This is a genomic window from Mycobacterium lacus (assembly GCF_010731535.1).
GTDB lineage: Bacteria > Actinomycetota > Actinomycetes > Mycobacteriales > Mycobacteriaceae > Mycobacterium > Mycobacterium lacus.
Genome location: NZ_AP022581.1, coordinates 917,664 through 943,486 on the forward strand (window position 1 = coordinate 917,664; position 25,823 = coordinate 943,486).

The 25,823-nt window shown below is 67.1% G+C and carries 18 protein-coding genes and 5 pseudogenes; 9 read left to right on the forward strand and 14 right to left on the reverse strand.

All coding sequences use genetic code 11. The features are described from left to right. Window positions 1-5: 5 nt before the first annotated feature. The 3 genes and pseudogenes from G6N24_RS25680 to G6N24_RS04325 all read right to left on the reverse strand — a co-directional run. Window positions 6-674: pseudogene (locus G6N24_RS25680) on the reverse strand (DEAD/DEAH box helicase); the annotation flags it as partial. 18 nt (window positions 675-692) lie between these two features. Continuing rightward, window positions 693-1,480, reverse strand: a pseudogene (locus tag G6N24_RS25685) (hypothetical protein); the annotation flags it as partial. A gap of 28 nt (window positions 1,481-1,508) precedes the next feature. Beyond that, on the reverse strand, window positions 1,509-2,105 hold the full coding sequence (locus G6N24_RS04325; protein WP_372514546.1) for an LppP/LprE family lipoprotein: 597 nt from the start codon (window positions 2,103-2,105) through the stop codon (window positions 1,509-1,511). A gap of 178 nt (window positions 2,106-2,283) precedes the next feature. Between G6N24_RS04325 and G6N24_RS04330 the strand changes: the two genes are divergently transcribed. The 3 genes from G6N24_RS04330 (at window position 2,284) to G6N24_RS04340 (ending at window position 5,865) form a co-directional block, all read left to right on the forward strand. After that, window positions 2,284-3,951 carry a DEAD/DEAH box helicase gene (locus G6N24_RS04330; protein WP_085161798.1) on the forward strand — a complete coding sequence of 556 codons (1,668 nt, stop codon included), beginning with the start codon at window positions 2,284-2,286 and terminating at the stop codon, window positions 3,949-3,951. Further along, window positions 3,948-5,087, forward strand: coding sequence for an acyltransferase family protein (locus G6N24_RS04335; RefSeq protein WP_085161797.1), 1,140 nt, complete (start codon window positions 3,948-3,950; stop codon window positions 5,085-5,087). Before G6N24_RS04330 ends, G6N24_RS04335 begins: the two co-directional genes overlap by 4 nt. Before the next feature lie 70 nt (window positions 5,088-5,157). Further along, window positions 5,158-5,865: a siderophore-interacting protein gene (locus tag G6N24_RS04340; RefSeq protein WP_085161796.1), complete on the forward strand. Its 708-nt coding sequence runs from the start codon at window positions 5,158-5,160 to the stop codon at window positions 5,863-5,865. Window positions 5,866-5,869: 4 nt separating this feature from the next. Here the strand turns inward: G6N24_RS04340 and G6N24_RS04345 are convergent, their stop codons facing one another. The 5 genes and pseudogenes from G6N24_RS04345 to G6N24_RS04365 form a co-directional block, all read right to left on the reverse strand. Next, on the reverse strand, window positions 5,870-6,088 hold the full coding sequence (locus G6N24_RS04345) for a hypothetical protein (RefSeq protein ID WP_139822489.1): 219 nt from the start codon (window positions 6,086-6,088) through the stop codon (window positions 5,870-5,872). A gap of 104 nt (window positions 6,089-6,192) precedes the next feature. Next, the gene (locus G6N24_RS04350) at window positions 6,193-6,774 is read right to left on the reverse strand and encodes a TetR/AcrR family transcriptional regulator (RefSeq protein WP_139822488.1); all 582 of its coding nucleotides are present in this window, start codon (window positions 6,772-6,774) and stop codon (window positions 6,193-6,195) included. Next, window positions 6,768-7,997, reverse strand: coding sequence for a cytochrome P450 (locus G6N24_RS04355; protein ID WP_139822487.1), 1,230 nt, complete (start codon window positions 7,995-7,997; stop codon window positions 6,768-6,770). The genes G6N24_RS04350 and G6N24_RS04355 overlap by 7 nt, the downstream gene beginning before the upstream one ends. Window positions 7,998-8,099: 102 nt before the next feature. Continuing rightward, window positions 8,100-9,461: an FAD-binding oxidoreductase gene (locus G6N24_RS04360; RefSeq protein WP_085161793.1), complete on the reverse strand. Its 1,362-nt coding sequence runs from the start codon at window positions 9,459-9,461 to the stop codon at window positions 8,100-8,102. After that, window positions 9,458-10,719, reverse strand: a pseudogene (locus G6N24_RS04365) (MFS transporter). The gene G6N24_RS04360 and the pseudogene G6N24_RS04365 overlap by 4 nt, the downstream one beginning before the upstream one ends. A gap of 69 nt (window positions 10,720-10,788) precedes the next feature. Between G6N24_RS04365 and G6N24_RS04370 the strand changes: the two are divergent. Then, window positions 10,789-11,625 carry a uracil-DNA glycosylase gene (locus G6N24_RS04370; protein ID WP_085161791.1) on the forward strand — a complete coding sequence of 279 codons (837 nt, stop codon included), beginning with the start codon at window positions 10,789-10,791 and terminating at the stop codon, window positions 11,623-11,625. Between the two features lie 12 nt (window positions 11,626-11,637). Then, on the forward strand, window positions 11,638-12,756 hold the full coding sequence (locus G6N24_RS04375; RefSeq protein ID WP_085161803.1) for an FAD-binding protein: 1,119 nt from the start codon (window positions 11,638-11,640) through the stop codon (window positions 12,754-12,756). 97 nt (window positions 12,757-12,853) lie between these two features. Here G6N24_RS04375 and G6N24_RS04380 read toward each other — a convergent pair whose 3' ends face one another. Then, entirely contained in the window at window positions 12,854-13,288 is a 435-nt protein-coding gene (locus G6N24_RS04380; protein WP_085161790.1) for an HIT family protein, read from the reverse strand. Between the two features lie 71 nt (window positions 13,289-13,359). Between G6N24_RS04380 and G6N24_RS04385 the strand changes: the two genes are divergently transcribed. Then, window positions 13,360-14,757 (forward strand): amidase, encoded by a 1,398-nt coding sequence (locus G6N24_RS04385; RefSeq protein ID WP_085161789.1) that lies wholly within the window; start codon window positions 13,360-13,362, stop codon window positions 14,755-14,757. A gap of 288 nt (window positions 14,758-15,045) precedes the next feature. Here the strand turns inward: G6N24_RS04385 and G6N24_RS24165 are convergent. Next, window positions 15,046-15,537: pseudogene (locus tag G6N24_RS24165) on the reverse strand (DNA-deoxyinosine glycosylase); the annotation flags it as partial. Window positions 15,538-15,577: 40 nt separating this feature from the next. On the opposite strand from G6N24_RS24165, the gene G6N24_RS04395 reads away from it, so the two are divergent. Both G6N24_RS04395 and G6N24_RS04400 read left to right on the forward strand, forming a co-directional pair. Further along, the gene (locus tag G6N24_RS04395) at window positions 15,578-16,738 is read left to right on the forward strand and encodes an adenylate/guanylate cyclase domain-containing protein (protein ID WP_085161787.1); all 1,161 of its coding nucleotides are present in this window, start codon (window positions 15,578-15,580) and stop codon (window positions 16,736-16,738) included. Between the two features lie 202 nt (window positions 16,739-16,940). Beyond that, the gene (locus G6N24_RS04400; RefSeq protein ID WP_085161786.1) at window positions 16,941-17,519 is read left to right on the forward strand and encodes a hypothetical protein; all 579 of its coding nucleotides are present in this window, start codon (window positions 16,941-16,943) and stop codon (window positions 17,517-17,519) included. Here the strand turns inward: G6N24_RS04400 and G6N24_RS04405 are convergent. Then, a pseudogene (locus G6N24_RS04405) lies at window positions 17,516-19,470 on the reverse strand (serine/threonine-protein kinase PknH/PknJ). The gene G6N24_RS04400 and the pseudogene G6N24_RS04405 overlap by 4 nt on opposite strands. A 350-nt stretch (window positions 19,471-19,820) precedes the next feature. Between G6N24_RS04405 and G6N24_RS04410 the strand changes: the two are divergent. After that, complete coding sequence (locus tag G6N24_RS04410; RefSeq protein WP_139822486.1) at window positions 19,821-20,036, forward strand: hypothetical protein; 216 nt, start codon at window positions 19,821-19,823, stop codon at window positions 20,034-20,036. A 3-nt stretch (window positions 20,037-20,039) separates the two neighbouring features. Here the strand turns inward: G6N24_RS04410 and G6N24_RS04415 are convergent, their stop codons facing one another. From G6N24_RS04415 to embR, 3 genes are all read right to left on the reverse strand, one after another. Next, window positions 20,040-22,415: an FHA domain-containing protein gene (locus tag G6N24_RS04415; RefSeq protein ID WP_085161783.1), complete on the reverse strand. Its 2,376-nt coding sequence runs from the start codon at window positions 22,413-22,415 to the stop codon at window positions 20,040-20,042. A gap of 152 nt (window positions 22,416-22,567) precedes the next feature. Next, window positions 22,568-24,385 (reverse strand): serine/threonine-protein kinase, encoded by a 1,818-nt coding sequence (locus G6N24_RS04420; protein ID WP_085161782.1) that lies wholly within the window; start codon window positions 24,383-24,385, stop codon window positions 22,568-22,570. A 201-nt stretch (window positions 24,386-24,586) separates the two neighbouring features. After that, the gene (gene embR, locus G6N24_RS04425; RefSeq protein WP_085161781.1) at window positions 24,587-25,753 is read right to left on the reverse strand and encodes an ATPase/transcriptional regulator EmbR; all 1,167 of its coding nucleotides are present in this window, start codon (window positions 25,751-25,753) and stop codon (window positions 24,587-24,589) included. Between the last annotated feature and the right edge of the window lie 70 nt (window positions 25,754-25,823).

A 25,823-nucleotide genomic window follows, 5' to 3' on the forward strand; every position in this document is an offset into this window, starting at 1 on the left:
TGTCTTCAACTGGCTTGAGTCAGCGCGAGGAACCCGCCCAGGTCTACCAGGCTGGCGGGCGTGGCGGGCAGTTACCCGGTCAGCATCTCCGAGCGCACGACCACGGCCGCATACTGCGCCCGGCTGATGGCGGCGTTGAGCCGATTCCTGTTGAGCAGAAACGAGATTCCGCGTGGCACTTCATCAGCGGACGATGCCGTCATCGAGATGAAGACGACCGGCGCCTGCGCGCCCTGGAACTTGTCGATTGTTCCGACCCTGACGTCGCGCAGACCGGCCGACGACAACCGCCGGCGCAGCATCGCCACGTGGGCGTTGTACGGTGCCAGCACCAGCACGTCGGCGGCGGCCAACGGCCGGGTGCCGTGCTCATCGGTCCACGACCTGCCGAGCAAACGCTGAATCTCAGCGACGATCGCCTCGCCCTCCTGCGGGCTTTCGATCGAATTCCCTTGGTGGCGAACGGGAACCACCCGGACGCCGGGTTGATATGCGTCGAGGCTGCGCGCGGCGATGCACTTGGCGTGGGAGCGCGGCCTGCCTCCGTAGCACAGCTCGGAGACGGCGGCGCGCACCGCCGGATGCATCCGGTATGAGCGATCCAGGAAATAGCCCCGTTCATCGGGCAGCGTGTGCCGACCGTCGACCAGCCAATCCAGCGCGGAGTTGTCGACGGTCGCCTCGCGGGCAACGAAGACGTCTGTGTTGTCCGCCCATTCGTCGACCGGGAAGTTCAGCCGATCGAAATGCGCCCACCAGAGCACGGGCAGCGGCCAGCAGGGCGACCGCCGTTTGTTCCGGCGTGCGATCGCACGCGGCGGCATCCCCCATGAAGGCCGACAAGGTTGACGACAGCGAGTCATGGTCGTCGATCGCGGTTCCGTCTGGAACCGGTTGCACGCCGATCGGTGTCACGGTACCACCTACGCCCGGACCGGTGTCGCGTTGGCGGACTTGGAGTTTGGCCTGCGCGGTCAGCTTGTTAAGTGCGCCCGCCGCCAGGTCGGGGACCGGCCCGGCGTGGCTGGCCAGCTCGGTGATTGTGGTGATGCCGATGTCAAGTAGCTTCTCGCGCTGGGTTATTCGCATTCCGGCGACCAGCAACAGATCGTCTTTCGCGCGCAGCTGTTCGGTGCACAGCGGGCAGCGCAAACACGCCCCCACCCCTTCGTCGTCCCAGCGTACCGGGGTGTCCGCGGCATAGTGGTCGTCAAGGAGCCGCTGCAAGAGCGCGCTGGAACCGGTACACCGGGATCAGGTCGCCGACGCGGTAGCGCAGCACCGCGCCGTCGCCAAGTTCGAGCTCGGCCTCCGGAGCCACCTGCACTCCCGAACGCGCCAGCGTGTCCGCGTAGGCCCCCAGCTGCAACAACGCGGTGACCTTGGCCGAGCGGGCCAGCTTGGTGTCGGCGACCCGACAGTGCTCGCCGTCTCGGATCAGGAAGTCGGCGAATCCGACAAAGCGGCCGTCGAACATCGCGTCAGACTCTGGTCGGCTGACGGCTCGTTCAACGGCCGGCGGTGTTGCCGATCAGTTCGACGCCACTGCCGTTCCAGCGGAACTTCACGTCGCTGGTCAATCCGCTTAGGCCGCTGGGGTAGGTCAACGCCACCGTGTCGCCGGTGCACTGCGACGTGTCAATGCCGTTGAATCCGTACGTGTCGGGCACGCCCTGCGGTATGTACTTGCCGAGATGGAACAGCACCGCCCGGGTGGTGGGATTGATGGCGTTCGTGTTGGCCTTGATGATCACCGCGGACAGCTGAGCGCACTCGTTGTAGTTGCCGGCCAGCGGTTCTGGGTTCCAGGGTTGCTCGCTGCGCGGATCGCGAGGCAGCTCGGAGACGACCTTCGCGATCGTCGGCGAGGCGAGATTGACCGCGCACGGGTCGGCGGCGGCGCTGCTGCTGGGCGGGGCGGCCGTCCCGGACGGCGGGCTGCTCGGTGTAGTGCTCGCGGGGGTCGGCATGGTTGTGCTGGCCCGCGGTGTCTTCGCGACCGTGGAGTCGCCCGATCCGCAGCCAGCCAGCATCGCGGCGACGAGGGCAATGACCAAACCCGCCAGCGGCTGGGCGCGCCACGGTAGTGACCACACATCGCGCACGGTACCGCCATCGGGCGTGCAGGTGTGGCAGGCGTGGCCGGGTGGCCGCGATTCTGTCGCCACGAGCGCACCAAGGTGTACGGTCAATGCGGCGTGTCGCTGTACAGACACGCGCGCTCGGGGACGCGTCGCGCCTGGCATCCGGGCCGGGCGCGATCCCCACTAGACTTCCGAGGCAATGGCCCTTCCGGACACCCCCCCTGCGACGTTCGCCGACCTACAGATTGACCCCCGCGTCCTGCGGGCGATCGCTGACGTCGGTTACGAGTCGCCGACGGCCATCCAGTTCGCATCGATCCCGGCGCTGATGGCGGGTTCCGACGTGGTGGGACTGGCGCAGACCGGCACCGGCAAGACCGCGGCCTTCGCGATCCCGATCCTGTCCAGAATCGATGTCGCCAGCCAGGCCACTCAGGCGCTGGTGCTGGCGCCCACCCGGGAGCTGGCGCTGCAGGTTGCCGAGGCGTTCGGCCGCTACGGGGCGTATCTGCCAGAGCTCCATGTGCTGCCTATCTATGGCGGGTCGTCGTACGGCGTGCAACGTGCCGGGCTGAGACGCGGCGCCCAGGTTGTCGTGGGGACTCCCGGCCGGGTCATCGACCATCTGGAACGAGAGACGCTGGACTTGTCGCGGGTGGACTACCTGGTGCTCGACGAGGCCGACGAGATGCTCAGTATGGGTTTCGCCGAAGATGTCGAGCGCATCCTGTCCGAAACCCCGGAATACAAACAGGTTGCCCTGTTTTCGGCGACCATGCCGCCGGCCATCCGCAAGCTCACCGCCAAATACCTGCACGATCCGTTCGAAGTCAAGGCTGAAGCGAAAACTGCTGCAGCCGAAAACATTTCGCAGCGCTACATGCAGGTCGCCGGTCAGCGCAAGATGGACGCACTCACCCGAGTCCTCGAAGTCGAGCCGTTCGAGGCGATGATCGTCTTCGTGCGCACGAAGCAGGCGACCGAGGACGTCGCCGAAAGGCTGTGTGCCCGAGGCTTTTCCGCGGCGGCCATCAACGGCGATATTGCCCAGGCACAACGGGAGCGGACCATCGCGGCGTTAAGAGATGGCGGCCCCAAAGGTATAGACATCCTGGTCGCCACCGATGTGGCGGCCCGCGGGCTCGACGTGGAGCGGATATCGCATGTGGTCAATTACGACATCCCGCACGACACCGAGGCCTACGTACACCGGATCGGACGCACCGGCAGGGCCGGGCGTTCGGGAACCGCGCTGTTGTTCGTCTCCCCGCGGGAGCGCCACCTACTCAAGTCGATCGAGAAGGCGACACGTCAAAAGCTCACCGAGGCCGAGCTGCCCACCGTCGAGGACGTCAACGCGCAACGGGTAGCCAAATTCGCCGATTCCATCACCGACGCCCTCGGCGCCCCGGGAATCGAGTTGTTCCGCGGCCTGGTCGAGGACTACGAACGCGAGCACGATGTCCCGATGGCCGACATCGCCGCGGCGCTGGCGCTGCAGTCCCGCGACGGCGAGGCGTTTCTGCTGGCGCCCGAACCGCGACCCGAGCGGCTGGAAAAGCGACGCCGCCAGGACCGTATCGAAAAGCCAAGGAGCAAGCCGGAGTTCACCACGTACCGGGTCTCCGTCGGCAAGCGGCACAAGATCGGCCCGGGCGCAATCGTCGGCGCAATTGCCAACGAGGGTGGCTTGCACCGCAGTGATTTCGGCCATATCTCCATCGGGCCAAACTTCTCACTGGTGGAACTGCCGGCCAAGATGGGCCGTGCCACACTGAAAAAACTTGAGCGCACCCGCATCTCGGGCGTGCTGATCGACCTTCGCCGCCACGACACCGGCAAACCTCGGCGGAACCGCGCCGGATGACGCTGTCCAAGGCCGAGGACGCCCAGGGCGGGCTCGAGCAAACCTCGCACGTGGACCGGGTCGCTTCGCTGACCGGCATCCGCGCGGTCGCCGCCCTGCTGGTGGTCGGCACCCACGCGGCCTACACCACCGGCAAGTACACCCACGGCTACTGGGGCCTGGTCGGGGCCCGGCTGGAGATCGGCGTTCCGATCTTTTTCGTGCTGTCCGGATTCCTGCTGTTCCGTCCGTGGGCGAAATCGGCCGCCACCGGCGGCCCGCCGCCTTCGCTGAGCCGCTACGCCTGGCACCGGGTTCGGCGCATCATGCCTGCCTACGTCCTCACCGTGCTGTTCGCCTACGTTCTGTACCACTTCCGCGAGGCCGCGCCGAACCCCGGGCACAGCTGGATGGGACTGCTCCGCAACCTCACGCTGACGCAGATCTACACCGACGGCTACCTGGGTTCGTACCTGCATCAGGGCCTGACCCAAATGTGGAGTCTCGCAGTGGAGGCCGCCTTCTACGTGGCGCTCCCACTGCTGGCCTACCTGCTGCTGGTGGCGATCTGCCAGCGGCGATGGCAGCCCAAGTTGCTGCTGGGTGCCCTGGCGGGCTTGATGCTGATCAGCCCGGCTTGGTTGACCCTGGTGCACACCGCACACCGATTCCCCGACGGCGCCCGGCTTTGGCTGCCCACCTACCTCGCCTGGTTCCTCGCCGGCATGATGCTGGCCGTGCTGCAGGCGATGGGTGTGCGCTGCTACGCGTTCGCGGCCATGCCACTGGCGATCGTCAGCTACTTCATCGTCTCCACCCCGATCGCGGGCGCGCCCACGACGTCGCCGGCAACTCTGGGGGAGGCGTTGGTCAAGACGGGTTTCTACGCGGGGATTGCCGCGCTGGCGGTGGCACCGCTGGCCCTCGGCGACCAGGGTTGGTATGCGCGGCTGCTGGCCACCCGGCCGATGGTGTGGCTGGGCGAGATCTCCTACGAGATCTTCCTGATCCATCTGGTGACGATGGAGTTCGCGATGGTCTACGTGGTCCGGTATCACGTCTACACCGGCTCGATGCTGAACCTTTTCATCGCGACGCTCGCGCTGACCCTTCCATTGGCCTGGTTGCTGCACCGATTCACGCGCGTCCGGAACTGAACCCGACACCATGGCTAGATAGGTTACCCTGTCCTAATTAACGGCAGGCTGATGGAAGGCGTCGGGACGCATGACCGAACTGAAACCATCGCGGGGTTGGCAGGGCGCGGTGCTGAAGCTGCTGCGAGCCGGGGATTACCGGCTCACCGTGATCGGCCGCCGCGAGATCAGCCCGCGCTACCTGAGGTTGAGTTTCGACGCCGGCGGGATGCTCGACGAACACGCCGTGCATCCGACGATGTGGATCCGGATGTGGTTCGCCGACGGGCACCAACGCGGCTACACGCTGGTCGACCCCGATCCGGGCGCCGGCACGTTCGATATCGAGTTCGCGTTGCACGACGGCTGCGCGTCGGATTGGGCACGGGCCGCGCAACCCGGCGACACCATCGAGGCGACCGTGTTGGGCAGCAAGTTCGCAATCCCGGATCCGCCGCCCACCGGGTACGTCATCGTCGGCGACACGGCATCACTGCCGGCGATCAACTCGCTACTCGAATCGATTGGCGACGCCCCCGCGCAAGTGTTTCTCGAGGCCTGCTGCGACGACGACAAATGCCTGCCGGTGGCGCGCAAAACCGGTGTCACCTGGGTGGACCGCAAGAACGCCGGCGCGGAGCTGCTCGAGACGGTCCGCTCGGCGGCGTTCGACGCCTGCGACCACTTCGGCTGGGTGGCCTGCGACACCCGCACGACGCGTTCGGTCGCCAAGGTGCTTCGGGAGGACTTCGGCATTCCGCGGAAATCCATTAAGGCGCAAGCCTATTGGTTGGCCTGACCGGCTACGGGATGTTCGCTGCGGCGTCTTGCCGAGTGGTTGCCCGCAAGTCGCGTCGACGATGTCGTTGGTGAACGGCGGCATCAATCGTTGTCACCCCGGCAACCCGGGGGTGCGACGCGCCGGTGGCGCCGTTGGCGTCCGGATTGCCCGCGACACCGATGAGACCGAAGACGCTGCCGATGCCGACAATCATTTCCCGCGCCACCATCACAAGAGACATCGCTGGCCTCCCATCCTTCGAGGGCCCCCGGCCGCGAGGGATGGTATCGCGACGTGGTCTGCGTCTCGGGCGATATCGCCAGGTTCGTCGCGGCTAATCCGCGTCTACCGGCGGGTCGTTGCCGGCGTCACGATCGGGGCGACGAACTCCTCGATCATCGCTCGCTCGTCGGCTTCGTCGCGGCCGGGGAACATCAGCAGTGAGATGATCACCCGGACCACCCACCGGGCTCGGCGTTCGACGGTGGCCGGGTCGCCCGGCCCGAGCGAATGCAGGAACGCCGCGGCTAGGGCCGCGATCACCTCGGATTGTCCGGCCACCTCGCCACCGATGGGTGGACGGCTGGCGGCAAACCACGCCGCCAACGCGGGGCTATCGCGAACCATCCGCAACGCGGTGGTGATGCCGGCGATCAGCCGCTCGCGCGCGTCGTCGATACCGCTGATCTGCCGGTTGATTTCGCGGCTGAGCCGATAGGTCTCGCGGTGCACGTAGGCTGTCCGCAAGGCCTCACGGTTGTCGAAGTAGCGGTACAGGGTCGCGCGGGAACAGCCTGCGGCCCTGGCGATCTCGTTCATGCCGATCGAGGCCGGATCGCGTTGCGTGTAGAGCTCCTCGGCGGCGTCGAGTATCCGGTCGGCGGCCACCTCGGTACGGCGCTCGCCCAGCCAGTCGGCCATCACGATTTCACTTCAAACGGCACCGACAGTGGACGCCGGACATAGCTGCCGCCGGCCCACACGATGCGCGACTCGTCGACCTCGAAGTCCGGGCAGCGGGCCAGCAGTTCGGTCAGGGCGACCCGGGATTGCATCCGGGCTGCGGCCGCGCCCAGGCAGTGGTGCGCGCCGTGGCTGAAGGTCAGGATGTTGCGCGGGCAGCGGGTCACGTCCAGCTCCGCGGCGTCCGGCCCGTACTGGCGCTCGTCCCGGTTGGCCGATCCGTAGAGCAGCAGCACCCTGCGACCGGCCGCAACGGTGGTGGCGCCGATCGTCACGTCGCGCGTCGTGGTCCGCGCCAGGCCCTGCACCGGTGAGGTCAGCCGCAGCAGTTCCTCGACCGCGTCCGGAATCAGTTCCGGGTGGTCTACCAGCAGCCGACGCTGGTCGCGACGCTGGTGCAGCAACGGCATCGAGCCGCCGAGCATGCCGGTGACGGTGTCGTTGCCGCCGGTGACCATCGTGAACGTGAACGCGAGTATCGACAGCGTGCCGGGGATGTCGCCGCGGGCGCCCATCCCGGCCGCGACCAGGTGCGAAATGGTGTCATCCTCGGGTTCGGCACGGCGTCGCTCGATCAGCGCGGTGAAGTACGCCATCATCGACCCGACCGCGTCGCCGACGGTTTCCAGCGCGCCGGCGACGCCGCCCTCGGCGCTGTTGGCCGCGACGATCGCCTGGGTCCAGCCGTCGAACTGGACCCGATCCGCCTCTGGCACACCGAGATAGTGCGCGACCACCATCGACGGCAGCGGTTTGAACAGTTCGGTGACGATATCGCCGCCGCCGTCCGCGCGTAGCTTCTCGATCCGCTCGACGACGAACTCGCGCACTTTCGGCTCGACCGCCTCGACCTGCCGCGGGGTGAATCCGCGGGACACCAGCTTGCGAAACTCGGTGTGCACTGGGGGATCCTGCATCACCATCGGTGGGTTGTCTTGCAGCCCAATCATTTCCAGTTCGCCGTAGTTGACGGTCAATCCCTGCGCCGACGAGAACGTCTCGTGGTCGCGCGCGGCCGACCAGACGTCGTTATGGCGCGACAACACGTAGTAGTCGTGGTCGGGACGTCCGGGCGGGATGACATGGTGCACCGGGTCGTGGTCGCGCAGCGCTTTGTACATCGGCCAGGGATTCGGCCAGGTCGCTGCGGTGGCGAGCTCGAAGCTCTGAGACATCACCGGCTTCATGTCTCATGTCTAAGACATATCGACAGCAATGTCAATCGCCGACTGTGAAATCCACAACGCGACACGCGAACGACGCGTCGCGTGGTTCACGCTCGGCGAAAGCTAAATCCCGCTGCCGGGGTTGAGGATGCCTTGCGGGTCCAACGCCCGCTTGATGCGCCGGTTGAGGTCCATCACCTCGGGGCCGAGGTAACCGGCCAACCACGGCCGCTTCAACCGCCCGACGCCATGCTCGCCGGTGATCGTGCCGCCCAGACCGACGGCCAGATCCATGATCTCGCCGTAGGCGACATGCGCGCGCTCCACCATCGCGGCGTCGGAGGCGTCATACACCAGCAACGGGTGCGTATTGCCGTCGCCGGCGTGGGCGATCACGGAGATCATCAGGTCGCGCTCATCGGCGATCCGCGCGATTCCGGTGATCAGCTCGCCCAATGCGGGCAGCGGCACGCCGACATCTTCGAGCAATAGCGACCCCTTGCTTTCGACGGCCGGGATACAGAACCGGCGCGCGGCCACGAACGCCTCGCCCTCGTCGGGATCGTCGGTGGAAAAAACCTCCGTCGCACCGTTGTCGGCGAACACCGCGGCCATCAGTTCGGCGTCCTGGCTGCCCGCGCGCCCGCGTTCGTCGGAGCCGGCCACCAGCATGGCCGCCGCGGAGCGGTCCAGGTCCATCCGCATGGTGTCCTCGACGGCGTTGATCGCCACCGAATCCATGAACTCCAGCATCGAGGGACGCAGCCGCGCGGTTACGCCGAGCACCGCATCGATCGCCGACTCCACAGAAGCGAAGCTGGCCACCACGATGCTCGATGCGTTCTGTGCCGGTATCAGCCGCAGCGTCACTTCCGTGATGACGCCCAGCGTGCCTTCGCTGCCGACGAACAGTTTGGTCAGCGACAGCCCCGCCACATCTTTCAAACGCGGGCCACCCAGCCGGACCGCGGTGCCGTCGGCCAGCACCACTTGCATGCCCAGCACGTAGTCGGTGGTGACACCGTATTTCACGCAGCACAGGCCGCCGGCGTTGGTGGCGATGTTGCCGCCGATGCTGCAGATCTCGAACGACGACGGATCGGGCGGATACCACAGACCATGTTCGGCGGCCGCCTGCTTCACCTCGGCGTTGAACAGCCCGGGCTGGCATACCGCGGTGCGGGTGACCGGGTCGACGGTGATGTCGCGCATCTTTTCCGTCGACAACACGATCCCGTTGTTCAGCGCGGTGGCCCCGCCCGACAGGCCACTGCCGGCCCCCCGCGTGACCACCGGCACCCCGTGCGCGGAAGCCCAGCGCAGCACGGTCTGCACCTCTTGGGTGCGCCGCGGCCGGACCACGGCCATCGGTTTGCCCGCCGACGGATCAAAGGCGCGGTCTTGGCGGTAGCCATCGGTAATCGCGGGATCGGTGACCACTGTGCCGTCGGGCAGCTCGGCGATCAGGCTGGCCAACACGTTCACTCACCCGATCCTACGGCGCGGGATCGAGGGCAAACTTCGGCTCGTGGTCCAATTCGCGCAGCGATGGCAGCCGGGTACAGATCAGGCCGGTAACCAAGATCGGCAGCGCCAACGCGAAAAACGTTGCCTTCAACCCGGCCGCGTCGGTCAGCGGACCGGCCATCAGCAAGCCCAACGGCCCGGCGGCAAACGCCAGGGACGTCATCACCCCGACCACCCGGCCGCGCAGATAATGCGGTGCCCGGGTCTGGATCACATAGTTGTAGATCGGCTGGATGGGCCCGTACACCAAGCCGATCAACGCACAGCACACCAAGATGACCGGCAACGGTGGCAGCAGCGCGATGACGGCCGTCGCCAAGCCAAGGGTCGGCACCGCGGTCAGCATGATCGTGCGCCGGGCGAGGTAGTTCGCCAGCGTCGCGTAGCCCAGCGCGCCGACCAATCCGCCAAGGGAGAGCGCCATCAGCACCGAGCCGAGTTCGGCGGGTTGATGCCTGTCGGTGAAGTACTTCGGGAACAGCACGCTCTCCATAGGCAGGTACAGCGCCGTGACGGACAGGTCGATCAGCGCCAGCGTGCGCAGTACCCGCAAGCTCCACACGAAGCGCAGCCCCTGGGCAACGCCGGACACCAGCCCCTCGGGCCGGGTCGCGTGGTGCGGCTTGCCCACGCCCTCGAGCCGTAAGGCGGCAATCGCGAGGATGGATAACCCGAATGCCCCGGCCGTGATCCACATCGTGGTGATGCCGCCAACTGTCGCGATCATCAAGCCGCCGATGCCCGGACCCACGACGAAGGCGAGGTTGAGGATCGCCTCGTAGATGCTGTTGACCCGGTCCAGCGACCAGCCCGCGCGGGCGGCGGCCTCCGGCAGCATCGACTGGCGGGCGGTGATCCCGGCCGGGTCGAAGGTGGCCGCGCAGGCGCCCAACACCGCCAGCACCGTGACGTTGACGGCGTCGGCGCCGAACGCCCAGGCCACCACCGGGACGGCGGCCACGGCTGTCCCGGACAGTGTGTCGGCAATCATTGACACCCGGCGACGTCCGAAGTAGTCGACCGCGGTGCCGGCGACCAGCGTGGAGAACAGCAGCGGCAACGTCGTCGCGCCGGCCACAATCGACGCCTGCCCGGCGCTGCCCTGGCGCTGCAACACCAGCCACGGGAAGGCGACTATCGAGATGCCGTCCCCCGCGCACGCCATCAGGGAGGCCAAGAGGACGAGAGACACCGGGCCGCGGTCGCTGTTGTTCATGGGATATCGCGGCCGAATCTAGCGCCAACCCCGGACGGGGAGCCACCGAATTTTCCGCCATCCGCCGCCATGCAGGATGTTTGTGTGCTTCCCCATCCGAGCACCGGTCGGGCGTTCGGTTCTCCAGTCGCGCCGGGGACCGGGTGGCCGGGAGATCCGGCGACCCCGCGGACGCCGGTGGCCGCCGACGCCGCGCAGGTCTCGGTGCTGGCAGCCGCGGCCGGCTCGATCCCCGAACTCAACGCGGTGATCAGTGTGTGCCGGGCCTGCCCCCGGCTGGTCAGCTGGCGTGAGGACGTCGCCGTGGCCAAGCGCCGAGCCTTCGCCGATCAGCCGTACTGGGGACGCCCGGTGCCCGGCTGGGGATCGGAGCACCCGCGACTGTTGATCGTCGGGTTAGCACCCGCCGCGCACGGCGCCAACCGCACCGGACGGATGTTCACCGGTGACCGGTCCGGCGACCAGCTGTACGCGGCACTGCACCGGGCCGGGCTGGTGAACTCGCCGGTCAGCGTCGACGCCGCGGACGGGTTGCGGGCCAACCAGATTCGGATCGTCGCACCCGTGCGGTGTGCGCCCCCGGGCAACGCCCCGACACCGGTCGAACGGGTCACCTGCTCGCCATGGCTGGACGCGGAGTGGCGCCTGGTGTCCGATCATGTCCGCGCAATCGTCGCCCTGGGCGGGTTCGCCTGGCAGGTCGCGCTGCGACTGCCGGGTTTGGCGGGGATAGCCGGGACGCGCAAGCCGAAGTTCGGCCACGGCGTCGTCGCCGAGTTACCGTCGGGCGTGCGATTGCTCGGCAGCTACCACCCGAGCCAGCAGAACATGTTCACCGGTAAGTTGACTCCGGCAATGCTCGACGACATTTTCCGGGATGCCAAGAGGCTTGCGGGAATTGGGTAGGAAGTGCGTGACGTGCGGACGGTTTTGGTTTCAGGTGCCAGCGTGGCCGGCCTGACAGTGGCGTATTGGCTTGGGCAGCACGGCTATTCGGTGACCGTGGTGGAACGCCATCCCGGCCTGCGGCCGGGTGGCCAGGCGATCGACGTCCGTGGCCCGGCGCTGACGGTGCTGGGACGCATGGGACTACTCGAAGCCGCCGAGGCCCGCAAGACCGGAATTCGCGGCGCCTCCATCGTCGACCGCGACGGCAACGAGCTGTCCCGCGACACCGAATCCACCCCGACCGGCGGTCCGATCGATAACCCCGACATCGAGCTGCTGCGTGACGACCTCGTCGAATTGCTTTACGGGGCAACCCAAGATGCGGCCGAATACCTGTTCGACGACAGCATTGCCGCGTTGCAGGACGACGGCACCTCGGTCGCGGTGACGTTCGAGCGCGCCGCGGCCCGCAGCTTCGACTTCGTGATCGGCGCCGACGGTCTGCATTCCAATGTGCGCGCGCTGGTGTTCGGCCCGGAGGAGCAATTCATCAAGAGACTGGGCACTCACGCGGCGATCTTCACCGTGCCCAACTTCCTGGAACTGGACTACTGGCAGAAGTGGCACTACGGCGACACCACCATGGCCGGCGTCTACAGCGCGCGCGACAACACCGAGGCCCGGGCCGCGTTGGCCTTCATGGATACCGAGCTACGCATCGATTACCGCGACGCCGAGGCGCAGTTCGCGGAGCTGGAACGGCGGATGGCCGAGGACGGCTGGGTCCGCGCGCAACTGCTGCACTACATGCGCAATGCGCCGGATTTCTATTTCGACGAGATGTCACAGATCAAGATGGATAGTTGGTCGAAGGGCAGGGTGGCGCTGGTCGGCGACGCGGCATACTGCTGTTCGCCGTTGTCGGGGCAGGGGACCAGTGTCGCCCTGTTGGGCGCCTACATCCTCGCCGGCGAGCTTGCGGCAGCAGGCACCGACTACGAGCGCGGCTTCGCCAACTACCACGCCGAGTTCAACGGCTACGTCGAGCGCAACCAATGGCTGGTCAGCGACAACATCCCTGGCGGTGAGCCGATACCCCAGGAGGAGTTCGACCGCGTCGTGCATTCGATCATCCTCGAGGACTACTGACCGGGCCCACGGTGCGTCGGGGCCAGACGATTCACCGAACCGATAGATCTGCAGATGACGTGCGAGTGGAGGCCAGCAAATTTTCAGGCCCGGGAAATCAGTCCTGTGCCGTGGCATCCAGTTGCGCCAGCGCCTTCCGCAGGATCCGTCCGGTGGCTTCCCGGTCCGGGTCGCGACGCAGCAGCATCCCCTTAGCGACCGACAGCTTGTCGCCGTTGCGCCGCGGCAACACGTGCAGGTGGATATGGAACACGGTCTGGAAGGCGGCGCCGCCGTCGTTGATCGCGATGTTGGTTGCGTCGGCCAATTCCGTTGTGCGGGCCGCGCGGGCGATCCGTTGGCCAATGGCGACCAGGTCCGCCATTGTCTCCGGCGGGGTGTCGGTGAGGTCTACAGTGTGCCGCTTGGGCAGCACCAGGGTGTGGCCGCGGGTGAACGGGCGGATGTCGAGGATGGCCAGATAGGCGTCGTCTTCGTAGATCCGGATGGCCGGAGCCTCCCCGGCGACGATCGCGCAGAACACGCAGGACATGTCGTCACGGTACTTGCCCGCTAGGCCCGGCCGCAGACCAGTCGGGGACTGCGCTCGGATACGCTGCCGCAGTGGACCCTAGCGATCTTGCCTTCGCCGGCGCGGTCACACAGGCGCGCATGCTGGCCGACGGTGAACTCACCGCACCGGTGCTGCTCGAGGTCTACCTAGAACGGATCGAGCGGCTCGACAGCGAGCTGCGCGCGTACCGAGTGGTGCTGTGCGACAGCGCGCGCGAACAGGCAGCGGTCGCCCAGCAACGCCTCGACGCCGGTGAGCGACTGCCGTTGCTCGGCGTGCCGATCGCGATCAAGGACAACGTCGACGTCGCCGGCGAGGTGACGACCTGCGGCAGCGGAGGGCACGGTCCGGCCGCGACCGCTGACGCGGAAGTGGTTCGCCGACTGCGCGCGGCGGGCGCTGTGATCATCGGCAAGACCAATGTGCCCGAGCTGATGATGATGCCCTACACCGAGTCGCTGACCTTCGGGGCTACCCGCAATCCGTGGAACCCGTCTCGCACCCCGGGCGGCAGCAGCGGCGGTAGCGCCGCCGCGGTTGCCGCCGGGCTGGCTCCGCTGGCACTGGGATCCGACGGCGGCGGGTCGATCCGCATCCCGGCGAGCTGGTGTGGTCTGTTCGGGCTGAAACCACAACGCGATCGGATCTCGTTGGAGCCACACGACAATGCGTGGTACGGACTAAGCGTCAACGGGCCGATAGCGCGTTCGGTGATGGACGCGGCACTTTTCCTTGATGTGACGACCGAGGTGTCCGGGGTGCCCGGTCCCGAAGGTGAGTTCGTCGACGCGGCCGCACGCGAACCCGGTCGGCTGCGAATTGCCTTGAGCACCAAGGCCCCAACGCCGCTGCCCGTCAGGTGTGGAAAGGCGGAGCTGACGGCGGTAGAGATGGCGGGAGCGTTGCTACGCGACTTGGGCCATGACGTCGTCACCCGTGACCCCGAGTATCCGCGCTCGCTCTACGCTAACTACCTGCCCCGCTATCTTCGCGGCATCAGCGACGACGCGGATGCCCAGCCGCACCCGGAACGTCTGGAAGCGCGCACTCGCGCGATCGCGCGCATTGGGTCGTTCTTCTCGGATCGCCGAATGTCGACCGTACGTGCCGCCGAAGCCGCGCTGAGCAGCCGGATCCAGTCGATCTTCGACGATGTCGACGTCGTCGTCACGCCGGGCACCGCGTCCGGCCCGTTCCGGGTCGGTGCCTATCAACGGCGGGGCGCGGTGTCGACGCTGCTGCTGATCGCGCAGCGGGTTTCGTACCTGCAGGTCTGGAACCTGACCGGCCAGCCCGCCGCGGTGGTGCCGTGGGACTTCGACGCCGACGGCCTGCCGATATCGGTGCAGCTCGTCGGCCGGCCGTATGACGAGGCGACGTTGCTGTCGTTGTCCGCGCAGATCGAAGCCGCAAGGCCGTGGGCCCACCGGCGACCGCCGGTATCATGACGGGCTTGACTGGCGCCGACCCGCTTCGCCCGGCTGCGCCGCGCTCGCGATCGGCGCGGAATCTGACTGGCGCCGACCCGCTTCGCCCGGCTGCGCCGCGCTCGCGATCGGCGCGGAATCTGACTGGCGCCGACCCGCTTCGCCCGGCTGCGCCGCGCTCGCGATCGGCGCGGAATCTGACTGGCGCCGACCCGCTTCGCCCGGCTGCGCCGCGCTCGCGATCGGCGCGGAATCTGACTGGCGCCGACCCGCTTCGCCCGGCTGCGCCGCGCTCGCGATCGGCGCGGAAATCGCCCGCCAGGCGGCCAGCTTCTCGCCCGCGCGCATGACATGAGCCGGGCTGGTCGACGGCAGCCGCTCGTGGTGCAGCGGCCGGTGCGGCCCGTCGGCCCCGGCCAGCCGGCGGTACAGCTCGGCCGCTTTGGCGCCGTTGAAGTACACCCGCGTGATGTCCGGGTAGTTGGCGAACAGCTCGCTAAAGTCGTTGACCACCAAGCTCTTCGGATCGATCGCGGAATCCGCACTGCCGAGGCGGCGGCATTGTCGCAGCACGTCCCAAAGTGCCACACGATGGGATCGCAGCGCCTCCAACCGCAACTCGTACGGTGCGGTGACATCGAATCCGAAAAGCTCACCGGTGATTTGCCAGAACGCGTTTCGCGGGTTGGCGTAGTACTGGCTTGCGGCCAGCGACCGAACGCTCGGAAAGGAACCAAGGATCAGCACGCTGGCCCGCTCGTCGACGACCGGTGGGAGTCCGTGGAGTAACGCGGTTGGCATCACCCCACATCATGCCCAGTCAGCGTTATACGTTGGCGTCATGGAGGAAGCGGTCGACCAGAACATCGACGATCTACTCGTTGGATTGGAAGGCACCGCGCGCGCCGAGCGGGCCGAGCTTGTCGAATGGCTACTTGAGCAAGGCATTACTGCCGAGGAGATCCAGACGACCAATCCGCCGCTGCTGCTGGTCACCCGCCGCCTCATCGGCGACGACGGCACCTACGTATCCACCCGGGAGATCAGCGAGCGCCACAACGTCGACCTGGAACTGCTGCAGCGCGTCCAGCGTGCGATCGGTCTGGTCAGAGTGGACGACCCCGACGCGGTCGTGCACATGCGCGCCGACGGCGAAGCCGCCGCGCACGCGCAGCGGTTCGTTGAGCTGGGACTCGATCCGGATCAACTGGTGCTGGTGGTGCGGGTGCTCGCCGACGGTTTGTCGCGCGCCGCCGAGGTCATGCGCTACACCGCGCTGTCGGCAATCATGCGTCCGGGGGCTACCGAGCTGGAGATCGCCAAGGCGTCGAAGGAACTGGTGGGCCGCATCGCGCCGATGCTCGGACCGATGATCAAGGACATGCTTTTCATGCAGTTGCGGCACATGATGGAGACCGAGGCCGTCAATGCGGGGGAGCGGGCCGCCGGCAGGCCTCTGCCGGGAGCGCGCCAGGTCACCGTCGCGTTTGCCGACCTGGTCGGTTTCACCCGGCTGGGTGAAGTAGTATCGCCCGAAGCGCTAGGGCAACTTGCCAGCCGGCTGGCTGACCTCGCCCGTGACGTGACGGCTCCGCCGGTGCGATTCATCAAGACGATCGGCGACGCGGTGATGTTGGTCTGCCCGGATCCGGCGCCCCTGCTCGACACCGTGCTGAAGCTTGTCGAGGTCGTCGACACCGACAACGACTTTCCCCGCTTGCGAGCTGGAGTTGCCGCCGGGATGGCGGTGAGTCGGGCCGGCGACTGGTTCGGTAGTCCGGTGAACGTGGCCAGCCGGGTCACCGGGGTGGCGCGGCCAGGTACCGTGCTGGTCGCGGATTCGGTGCGGGATGCCTGCGGCGATAGCGCCGATGCCGCTGGATATCAGTGGACTTCCGCGGGCCGGCGTCACCTCCGGGGCGTCAAGGGGGCAGTAAAACTCTTTAGGGTCCGCCGGGGCGACGACACGGGCAGGCCCGGCGTGACTCTTGGGGGCGGCTGACGATGTCCGCGGCCGGCTTTCACCCCGTCTTCCGGCACTTGAGATAGGTCACTTTCCGGGCCTGCTTCGCTACCAAAAGTACAACGTCGAACCCCCGATATCAATGCGTTTTGCCACCTCGGGCGCTCCCGCCGCACCGGTCCGACGTTCGCTGCCGGCGAATGGCATTCCATTACACCTGTAACGGTGTAATCATGTAATCATGAAACACCATCACATGCGTGGGCGCGGTTGCGGCCGCCCCGGCGGCTGGCAGCAGGCGGCGCAACCCGACGCCAGCGGCGCCGCGGAGTGGTTCGCGGGACGCCTACCCGACGATTGGTTCGACGGCGACCCCACGGTCATCGTCGACCGCGAAGAGATCACTGTCATCGGCAAATTGCCCGAACCCGGGGATTCCGGAAATGAGGAAAGCGAGGCACGCGCGGAAGGCCGGGTCGCGAGATTCCGTGAAGAAACCCGTTCGCAGCGGATGAACATCGCCGATGAAGCGCAACACCGCTACGGCCGCAAGGTTTCCTGGGGGGTCGACGTTGACTCGGCAACCGGCACCGAGCGAATCCTGTTCACGCACATCGCAGTTCCGGTGATGACGCGGTTGAAGCAACCGGAACGCCAGGTGCTCGACACGCTGGTCGACGCCGGCGTCGCACGATCGCGTGCCGACGCGCTCGCCTGGTCGGTCAAGCTCGTCGGCGAGCACACCGAGGAGTGGCTGGCCAAGTTGCGCGACGCCATGTCGGCGGTCGACGACCTGCGTGCCGAGGGGCCAGGCCTCTAGGCCTGCTTGGTTTCCTCGTTGACCTTATCGACGATCTTGTCGGCGATCCGGCTGCCCTGATCGGTGATTTGGTATCCGCACGCGTTGACGTCGACCACCACATTGTTGGCCACGCTCATCGCGCGCTGGCATTCCCAGCCATCCGCGCCTTCTTGGGTGTCCACCATCGTGATCTTCGGGGGCTGGCCGTAGACGTCGGCAAACGTCCACCGATACGTCTTGGACTTGTTGGTGACGGTGACCGTCTTGCCGGCGCAGGCTTTCCACTTGTTCACCGTGGATTGCAGGAACGCCTTGGCTTTGTCGGCGGACGGGAAGGTAACCGCCGCCTGGTTGACCCAGTGGTCATAGTTGTCGCCGGGCTCGGACGATACCAATCCGCTGATGCCGGTATAGCCGCTGCCGGCATACACCGGATCCTGGGTGGTGTAGAGCGCGCCCTGGCAGTCTGGCAGCGACAGCGTCACGGGCGAGGAGTCCATCGACGTGATGGGTTTCCCGGGTTGCATGTTCGACGAACCCATGACGTAGTTGACCTCCGAGGCGGTCAGCAGCAACGCGCTGAGCCGGTCCTCTGGTACGGGTTTCTTCGGCTTTGCCGGCGTGGGCCGGGTGACCAACCAGATGCCGATGCCTCCGACGATCACGACGAGCACGATGGCGACGGCGGCCAGGATCGGCCACGGGTTGGGCGTACCCGCTGGTGGCGTCTGGCTCCAGGGTGTCGGCCCACCGGGCTGCTGCGGCGGGGCGGTCCCGGTGGCGTGCCGCCCCAGCCGCCGCCTTGGAAGTATTGGGGGGCAGGTTGGTTGGCGGAGGGAACGGGGCCGCTCGTGGGGACCCAGGCGGGCTGGCCGGCCGGCGATGACTGTTGCGGCTGCGGAGGGGCCGGAGGTCCCGCAGCTCGCTGCATGGGACCCGAGCTGCCCGGTTCGGCAGACGACGCCGGCGATTGCCGGACGGGTGCGGGTCGCGGCGGGGTGAAAGACGGTGCGGGCGGCGGGGGAGGCGCCATCGCGGTGCCCGGCATGGTGGGCAGCGGTGCGTTGGTCGCCGGGCCCTGGAGCGTGGCTTCCTGGCTGCGGCGCAGGATGTCGGCGGCGTGGTCCTGGTCGGGGTCGCTGAGCGCTTCGTGGGCCGCCAGGGCCAGATCACCGGCGCTGGCGTAGCGGTCCTCGGGCTTTTTGGCCATACCGCGCGCGATCACCGCGTCGAAGGCCTTGGGGATGCCCGAGCGCACCGCACTGGGCTGCGGGATGGGGTCCATCAGGTGGGCGGTGACCAGCATGCTGGCGCTGTCGGCGCGATAGGGCGGGGCGCCGGTCAGGCACTCGTGCAGTACACAGGCCAGCGCGTAGATGTCGGCGCGGTAGGTCACCTCGTCGGAGGAAAACCGTTCGGGCGCCATGTATTTCCAGGTGCCCACCGCGGTGCCCAACTGGGTCAGCTTCTCGTCGGTGGTGGCGCTGGCGATGCCGAAATCGACCAGATAGGCGAAGTCGTCGCGGGTGATGAGAATGTTTTGCGGTTTGACGTCGCGGTGCATCACGCCGGCGGCGTGGGCGGCGTCAAGGGCCGAGGCGATCTGGGTGATGACGGCCACCGCACGCGGCGGGGTCAGCGGCCCGAACCGTTTGAGCACGCTGTCCAGGTCGGTGCCCTCGATGAGGCGCATCTCCAGGAACATCTGCCCGTCGATTTCGCCGTAGTCGTGGATGGGCACCACGTGGGGTTCCTGCAAACGCCCGGCGATGCGGGCCTCGCGCTTCATCCGCTCGCGGAACACCGGGTCCTTGCTGAAGGTGTCCGACATCAGCTTGACCGCGACGGTCCACTCCTTGACGGTGTGCTCGGCCTCGTAGACCTCGCCCATCCCGCCCTGGCCGAGCAGCCGTTTGAGGTGGTACGGCCCAAACATCGAGCCTACCCGCGAGCTCTGCGCGTCGCTCATCGCCGATCCTCCCAACCAACCCGCAATCCCGCCGACACTACCAACAACATCCAGGCAGGCCCGGCAAGGCGCAACCCCACATGTGGCAATCATGACGGTAGGCCGCCACCACCCCGACCGCACGAAAACCACGACATCAAGGGCGGGTGTGGGTCCGTCGCAAGGCCGATGCAGGATTGCCCGGCTCGCCCTTCGCCCCTGCGGGTTTGGGGGTGCCACGCCCTTCGGGGCGTGCATCGTCGCCAGGCTGGCGCTCGCCGCTCCAAGGATCCCTCAAGGATGCGCTGAGTGCGGGGGCACACCCTCTTCTCAGCGCACCCACCCCGGGAGCTGGAGATCAGGGGAGACAAATGCTCACGGCAGCCGGAACCGACCTCAGGGCCTCGATGTTCGTCATGGCCGCGTTGTTCGGCGTCGCGGCGCTGTTGCCCGTCGGGTGGCGTGCCGCCGCCGAGCGCGCCTGGTCCTACGGGGTGTACTACATCGGCTATCGCCTGCTGTCGGTTCAGCTGTCGTGCGGTTCCCTGGCCGTCAGCGGGGTGCCGTTTGTGATGAAGTACGCGTGAACCCTACTTGCGGGCCTTGCGGTGGGGGTCCAGCCGGCTGAGTTGTATTGCGAGCAGGATCACCAGCACGAGCGCCTGCACCGCGCATGCGCCCAGGGCCGTCAGCCAGGTACTCACGTCGTAGTCCCAGAGCGGATCTTGGTCCCCGCCCGCCGTCCGGCGCAGGTCGTTGAGATCGACGGTCGAAGCGGCCATCGCGTAGGCCCACCGTGACGGCGACAACCACGCCAGCTGCTCCAGTGGGATGCGGCCCTTCACGCCGAACATCCCGCCACACAGCACGAGTTCGGCAAAGACCACGAGGACCAGCAGCGGCATGCCGCGATCGGCGTTGCCGATCATGGCCGAGATCAGCAGGCCGATCATCATCGAGACCACGCTGACGGCGACAACCGCCAGCGCCACTTCGAACCTGGGCCATGGCAAGACGACGGACTGATCGGGAGGGGGCCAACGGATGTCACCGAGGAAACCCAGGAGAAGCCCCTGCAGGCTGGTTATTACCGTGAGGACCACCAACTTCGAGGCCAGGTAGGCGCCGCGCGACAAACCGATGCCGTGTTCGCGTTGGTATATCGCGCGTTCCTTGACGATTTCGCGGATGGAAGTTGCGCAGCCCATGAGCCCGCCGCCAATGATCAGCAGCACCAGCAACTGCGAGGGTTGAGTCGACCTCGTTTCGATCGCCTTCGCCAGCGACAAGCCGGCGTTGCCGGGGACGGCCTGCGCGAACACGCTCAGCAACAATGGCAACAGCAGCAAGAACACCGAATACTGGCGGTCGGCGGCGATGACCGCCAGATACCGCCGGCACAGGATGGCGAATTGGGCCAACGCGCTCTGCTGAGCGACTGCCTTGGCGGCCGGAGGGGTGGCCGGCCGTGCCTGGCGCGCCGCCGGCCGCGGGCCGCCGAACGCCTCGCGCAACGGCGATGTATTGAACCGCCCGGTCCAGTCGGTGGACGTGTCCTGTTCGAGAAGAGTGAACAGGTCGGCGAAGTCGGTGCAGTTGAAGTAGCTCAGCGCCTGTTGCGGTGGACCGAAGTAGGCCAGGCGACCTCCGGGGGCAAGGATGAGCAACCGGTCGCACATGTTCAGGTGGGCGATGTTATGGGTGACCACCACCACCGAACGGCCATCATCGGCCAGCGAGCGCAAGGTCTGCATGACCGATTTCTCATAGCCCGGGTCGAGGCCTGACGTGGGTTCGTCGAGGAACAGCAGCGACGGTTTGGTCAGCAGTTCCAGCGCGACGCTGGTGCGTTTGCGCTGACCACCCGACAGACTGTCGATACGTTGATTGGCCTGCGTGGTGAGCCCGAGCTCGGCGAGGACCTCCTCGATGCGTTGCCTGCGTTCGGCCGCGGACACATCCTGCGGGAAGCGAAGCCGCGCCGCGTAGTTCAGCGCCCGGCGCACCGTCAGCGGCGTGTGCAGGATGTCGTCCTGAGGTACGAAGCCGATCCGGTGCCGCAGTTCGGCGTAGTTGTCGTAGAGGTCGCGGTCGTCGTATCGCACCGTGCCGCTGCCGGCGGGGCGGAACCCGGTGAGCGCGCCCAGCAGCGTCGATTTCCCCGCACCACTTGGGCCTACCACCGCCAATAGGCTGCGTTCCGGCAGCACGAAGCTGACGTCGGCCAACAACACGCGGCCCTTGTTGGTGACCACCCGCAGATTGGACGCCTCATAGGAGATATCGCCGGTGTCGACGTATTCCACGAGCCGCTCGCCGGACAGGTGGAGCAACTGGTGGCCGATGCCGACGATGTCGTCGGGTCCGATGACCGCGCGGTTGATCCGGTTCCCGTTGACGTAGGTCCCGTTGGCGCTGTTGTTGTCGACGAGCTCCCACCGGTTGCCGCTGCGCCGCAACACGGCATGGCGTCGGGATACCAACAGGTCGTTGAGGACGACGTTGTTGTCGGGTGCCCGGCCGATCGTGACGACCAGCTGGTCGATCGCGTGTACCGCGGTCGGCGGCCGGGCGACCGTCGTCTCGCCGATCCGTGGCGGCTCGGCGGCATTCGCGCGCGGCGGGCCAGCTACACCCGGCCGGACGGCCGGGTGTAGCTGCAGCATCTCGCCGGAGGATGCCGAGCCCAGCAGCACCGTGAGGGGCTGACGTATCGTCAGTCGCTCGACGCGTTGCCCGTTCACGAAGATCCCGTTGCTGCTGTGGTTGACCAAAACCCACCCCGCGGGCGTCGGCTCCAGCACCGCGTGGTGTCGCGATACCCTCGGATTTTCCAGATGAATGTCGACTTCGTTGGATCGGCCAATCGTCCAGGCGCGGCCCGGGACGGCGTGCCAGGTGCGCCCGGCGGCCCGCAACTCCAGCCGGGGTGGGGTAGTGGTGGCGATATCGGTCGTGTCGTCCATGCCTAGCCTCCGCTGCATCTTCCTAGTGTCCCGAGCCTGCCGCCGAATGAGGATTGTCGAAGACCCTGCGACGGGCTGACAGGCCAGATCCGAAGTCGGCCAACGCATATCGGAATTGGCCGGCCATCAGTGGGCCCTGCAGTGCAACCAGATCAGCCGTATTTCTGCCACCAGACGTGCAGTTCCTCGATCGTGGCGGGGTCGCCGAAGACATCGCTGAGCATCAGCTTTGCCTCATTGCTCCAAATCACGTTCGGATGGTTCTTGTAGGTGCCGCACGCGATCATGCCGGCGGTCACCGTAGGGGTCTTGTCGTAGTGCCAGCCATCCGGGGACGGTCCTTCCCCGGGACAATTCATCAGCTGCACGGCGGCGATGTCGTCGTTGAAGGCCTGCTTCAGCATGTCGGGATTGGCGAACAGCCCGTAGACGGCGCGACTCGGGCCGCCCGGGTTGGTGTTTTGCCCACAGTCGACCATGGCCACCGCGTTCACCCAAATGCTGTTTGGCTTCGGAGTGGTCGGCGTGCACGCGCCGCTCGCGTATCCCGACGGGAGCAGGCTGAGCAGCCTGCTCTGGGGATCGCCGCCGCTTGACGTGGTCGTGGTGGGCGCCGTCGTGGAGGTCGACGGCCTGGTCGTGGTCGTGGGGACGTTGGTGGTGGTCTCACCCGCCGTCGGGGTTGGGTGGTCGGGGCTGACGGCGATCCAGATGCCTATGCCCGCGAGGATGAGAACGACCACCAGCGCGGCGGCGCCGGCAATGATGGGCCACGGGTTGCGACCACGCGGCGCCGGAGCGTGATTCCAGGATGTTGGGCCACCCGGCTGCTGTGGTGGCGGTGTGCCCGGTGGCGTGCCGCCCCAGCCGCCGCCCTGGAAGTACTGCGGGGGCTGGGGGACCTGGCTCGCGGCGGGCATGGGGCCGCTCGCGGGGGCCCAGGAGGGTTGGCCGGATGGCGACGAGCGCTGCAGGGGCCCCGAACTGGCCGCGTCGGCGTAGGAAGGCGTTGGCGAGTACTGCGGGGGCGGGGTGGTGGCGGGAAGGGTTGGCTGCTGGGGGGTCACGGCGGCCGTGCCGGGCAGAGTGGATTCCCGGCTGCGGCGCAGGATGTCGGCGGCGTGGTCTTGGTCGGGGTCGCTGAGCGCTTCGTGGGCCGCCCGGGCCAGATCACCGGCGCTGGCGTAGCGGTCCTCGGGCTTTTTGGCCATACCGCGCGCGATCACCGCGTCGAAGGCCTTGGGGATGCCCGAGCGCACCGCACTGGGCTGCGGGACGGGGTCCATCAGGTGGGCGGTGACCAGCGTGGTCGCGCTGTCGGCGCGATAGGGCGGGGCGCCGGTCAGGCACTCGTAGAGCACACAGGCCAGCGCGTAGATGTCGGCGCGGTAGGTCACCTCGTCGGAGGAAAACCGTTCGGGCGCCATGTATTTCCAGGTGCCCACCGCGGTGCCCAACTGGGTCAGCTTCTCGTCGGTGGTGGCGCTGGCGATGCCGAAATCGACCAGATAGGCGAAGTCGTCGCGGGTGACCAGGACGTTGGGTGGTTTGACGTCGCGGTGCATCACGCCGGCGGCGTGGGCGGCGTCAAGGGCCGAGGCGATCTGGGTGATGATCGCCACCGCGCGCGGCGGGGTCAGCGGCCCGAACCGTTTGAGCATGCTGTCCAGGTCGGTGCCCTCGATGAGGCGCATCTCCAGGAACATCTGCCCGTCGATTTCGCCGTAGTCGTGGATGGGCACCACGTGGGGTTCCTGCAAACGCCCGGCGATGCGGGCCTCGCGCTTCATCCGCTCGCGGAACACCGGGTCCTTGCTGAACTCCGCGGTCATCAGCTTGACCGCGCACGGCCACTCCTTGACGGTGTGCTCGGCCTCGTAGACCTCGCCCATCCCGCCCCGGCCGAGCAGCCGTTTGAGGTGGTACGGCCCAAACATCGAGCCTACCCGCGAGCTCTGCGCGTCGCTCATCGACGATCCTCCCAACCAACCCGCGTCCCCGCCGACACTATCAACAGCCGCACAGCGTCGCATCGGCCGCAACCACCAGGTCCGGCAACCATGACGGTAATCATGACGCTAAGCCTTCGTCGACGCGAGCGCGCGAAAACCGCCACATTACGACGGGCGTGCGCCCGGAAGCGTCCGGCGCCGAAAAGCATTGCGCCGAAGTCACACCCACCGTGTTTCAGTCCCCGGCGTGATCTGGAAGGTGAATTCGTGATCGCAGATGCGGATGTGGTCGCCATCGTTGAGCGTGGCGGTGGAGCGGATCCGCTGGTGTTGCACATGCACGCCGTTCGATGACCGAAGGTCGTTGATGATGAAGTTGGTGCCCGTGTCGATGATGACGGCGTGATGGCGGCTGACGTTCGCGTCGTCGAGGACGATGTCGTTGTCGTGCAGACGCCCGATCCGGGTAGCCACCGATTGCAGCGGGTAGCTGGGGCCGGAGGTTTCGTGCAGGTACGCGACGACCTTCTCGCCGGCGGCCCGGGTGCGCTGGTCGAGCACCGTGACGGTGCCGACGGCGGTGGTCTTGGCGGTTTTCTTGGCGTCCAGCGGTTCCTGGCGCAGGATCCGCTCGTTCAGTGCCCGCAAGGTCGGGCCAGGGTCGATGCCGAGGTCCTCGGCGAGCGTTGTTTTCACCCGGCGGTAGGCGCCCAGCGCGTCGGACTGGCGGTCGGTGAGGTAGTAGGCGGTGATCAGTTGCGTCCACAGCGGCTCGCGGTAAGGGTGCTCGGCCGTCAGCCCTTCCAATTCGACGATCACGGCGGAGGCCCGTCCACAAGCGATTTCGGCTTCCGCCTTGGCGGTGTGGGCGAGAATCTTGTCCTCGACGAGGGCGGTGGCGAAGGCGTCGACGAACTGAAAGTCGCGCAGGTCGTCGAGCACCGGGCCGCGCCACTGCGCCAACGCGGCCGACAGATGCCGGCTGGCCTGTTCGAATCGGCCGGCCGCGGCCGCGTGCACGCCCGCGGTCTTCTCCGCGATGAATCGGCCGAGATCGCAACTACTGTCGGGGATGCTGAGTCGGTACCCCGGTGGCGCCGCGGCCAATACCGCTCGGGGGTCGATCCCGGCGCCGCTCAGGAGCTTTCGCAGATTGGACACGTAGGAGTGGATGCTGGCCCTTGCCCCCGACGGAGGCCAGTCCTCCCATAGGGCGGTGGTAAGCGTTTCGACCCCGACGGGTCTGTTGCGGTTGATTACCAGCATGGCCAGCACCGCCCGCTGTTTGGGGGTGCCCAACGGCACCAGGGTGCCGTCGATGCTCATCTCCAACGGCCCAAGCAGGCCGAGGTCGAGACGTTTGTCCACTGTCGCGCTACCAGCCATTCCGGGTCCTCTGATGTGCCGTCGGTTGTTCATTGTCATACGAAGTGCGGGAATTCGGTAAGAACCGAGG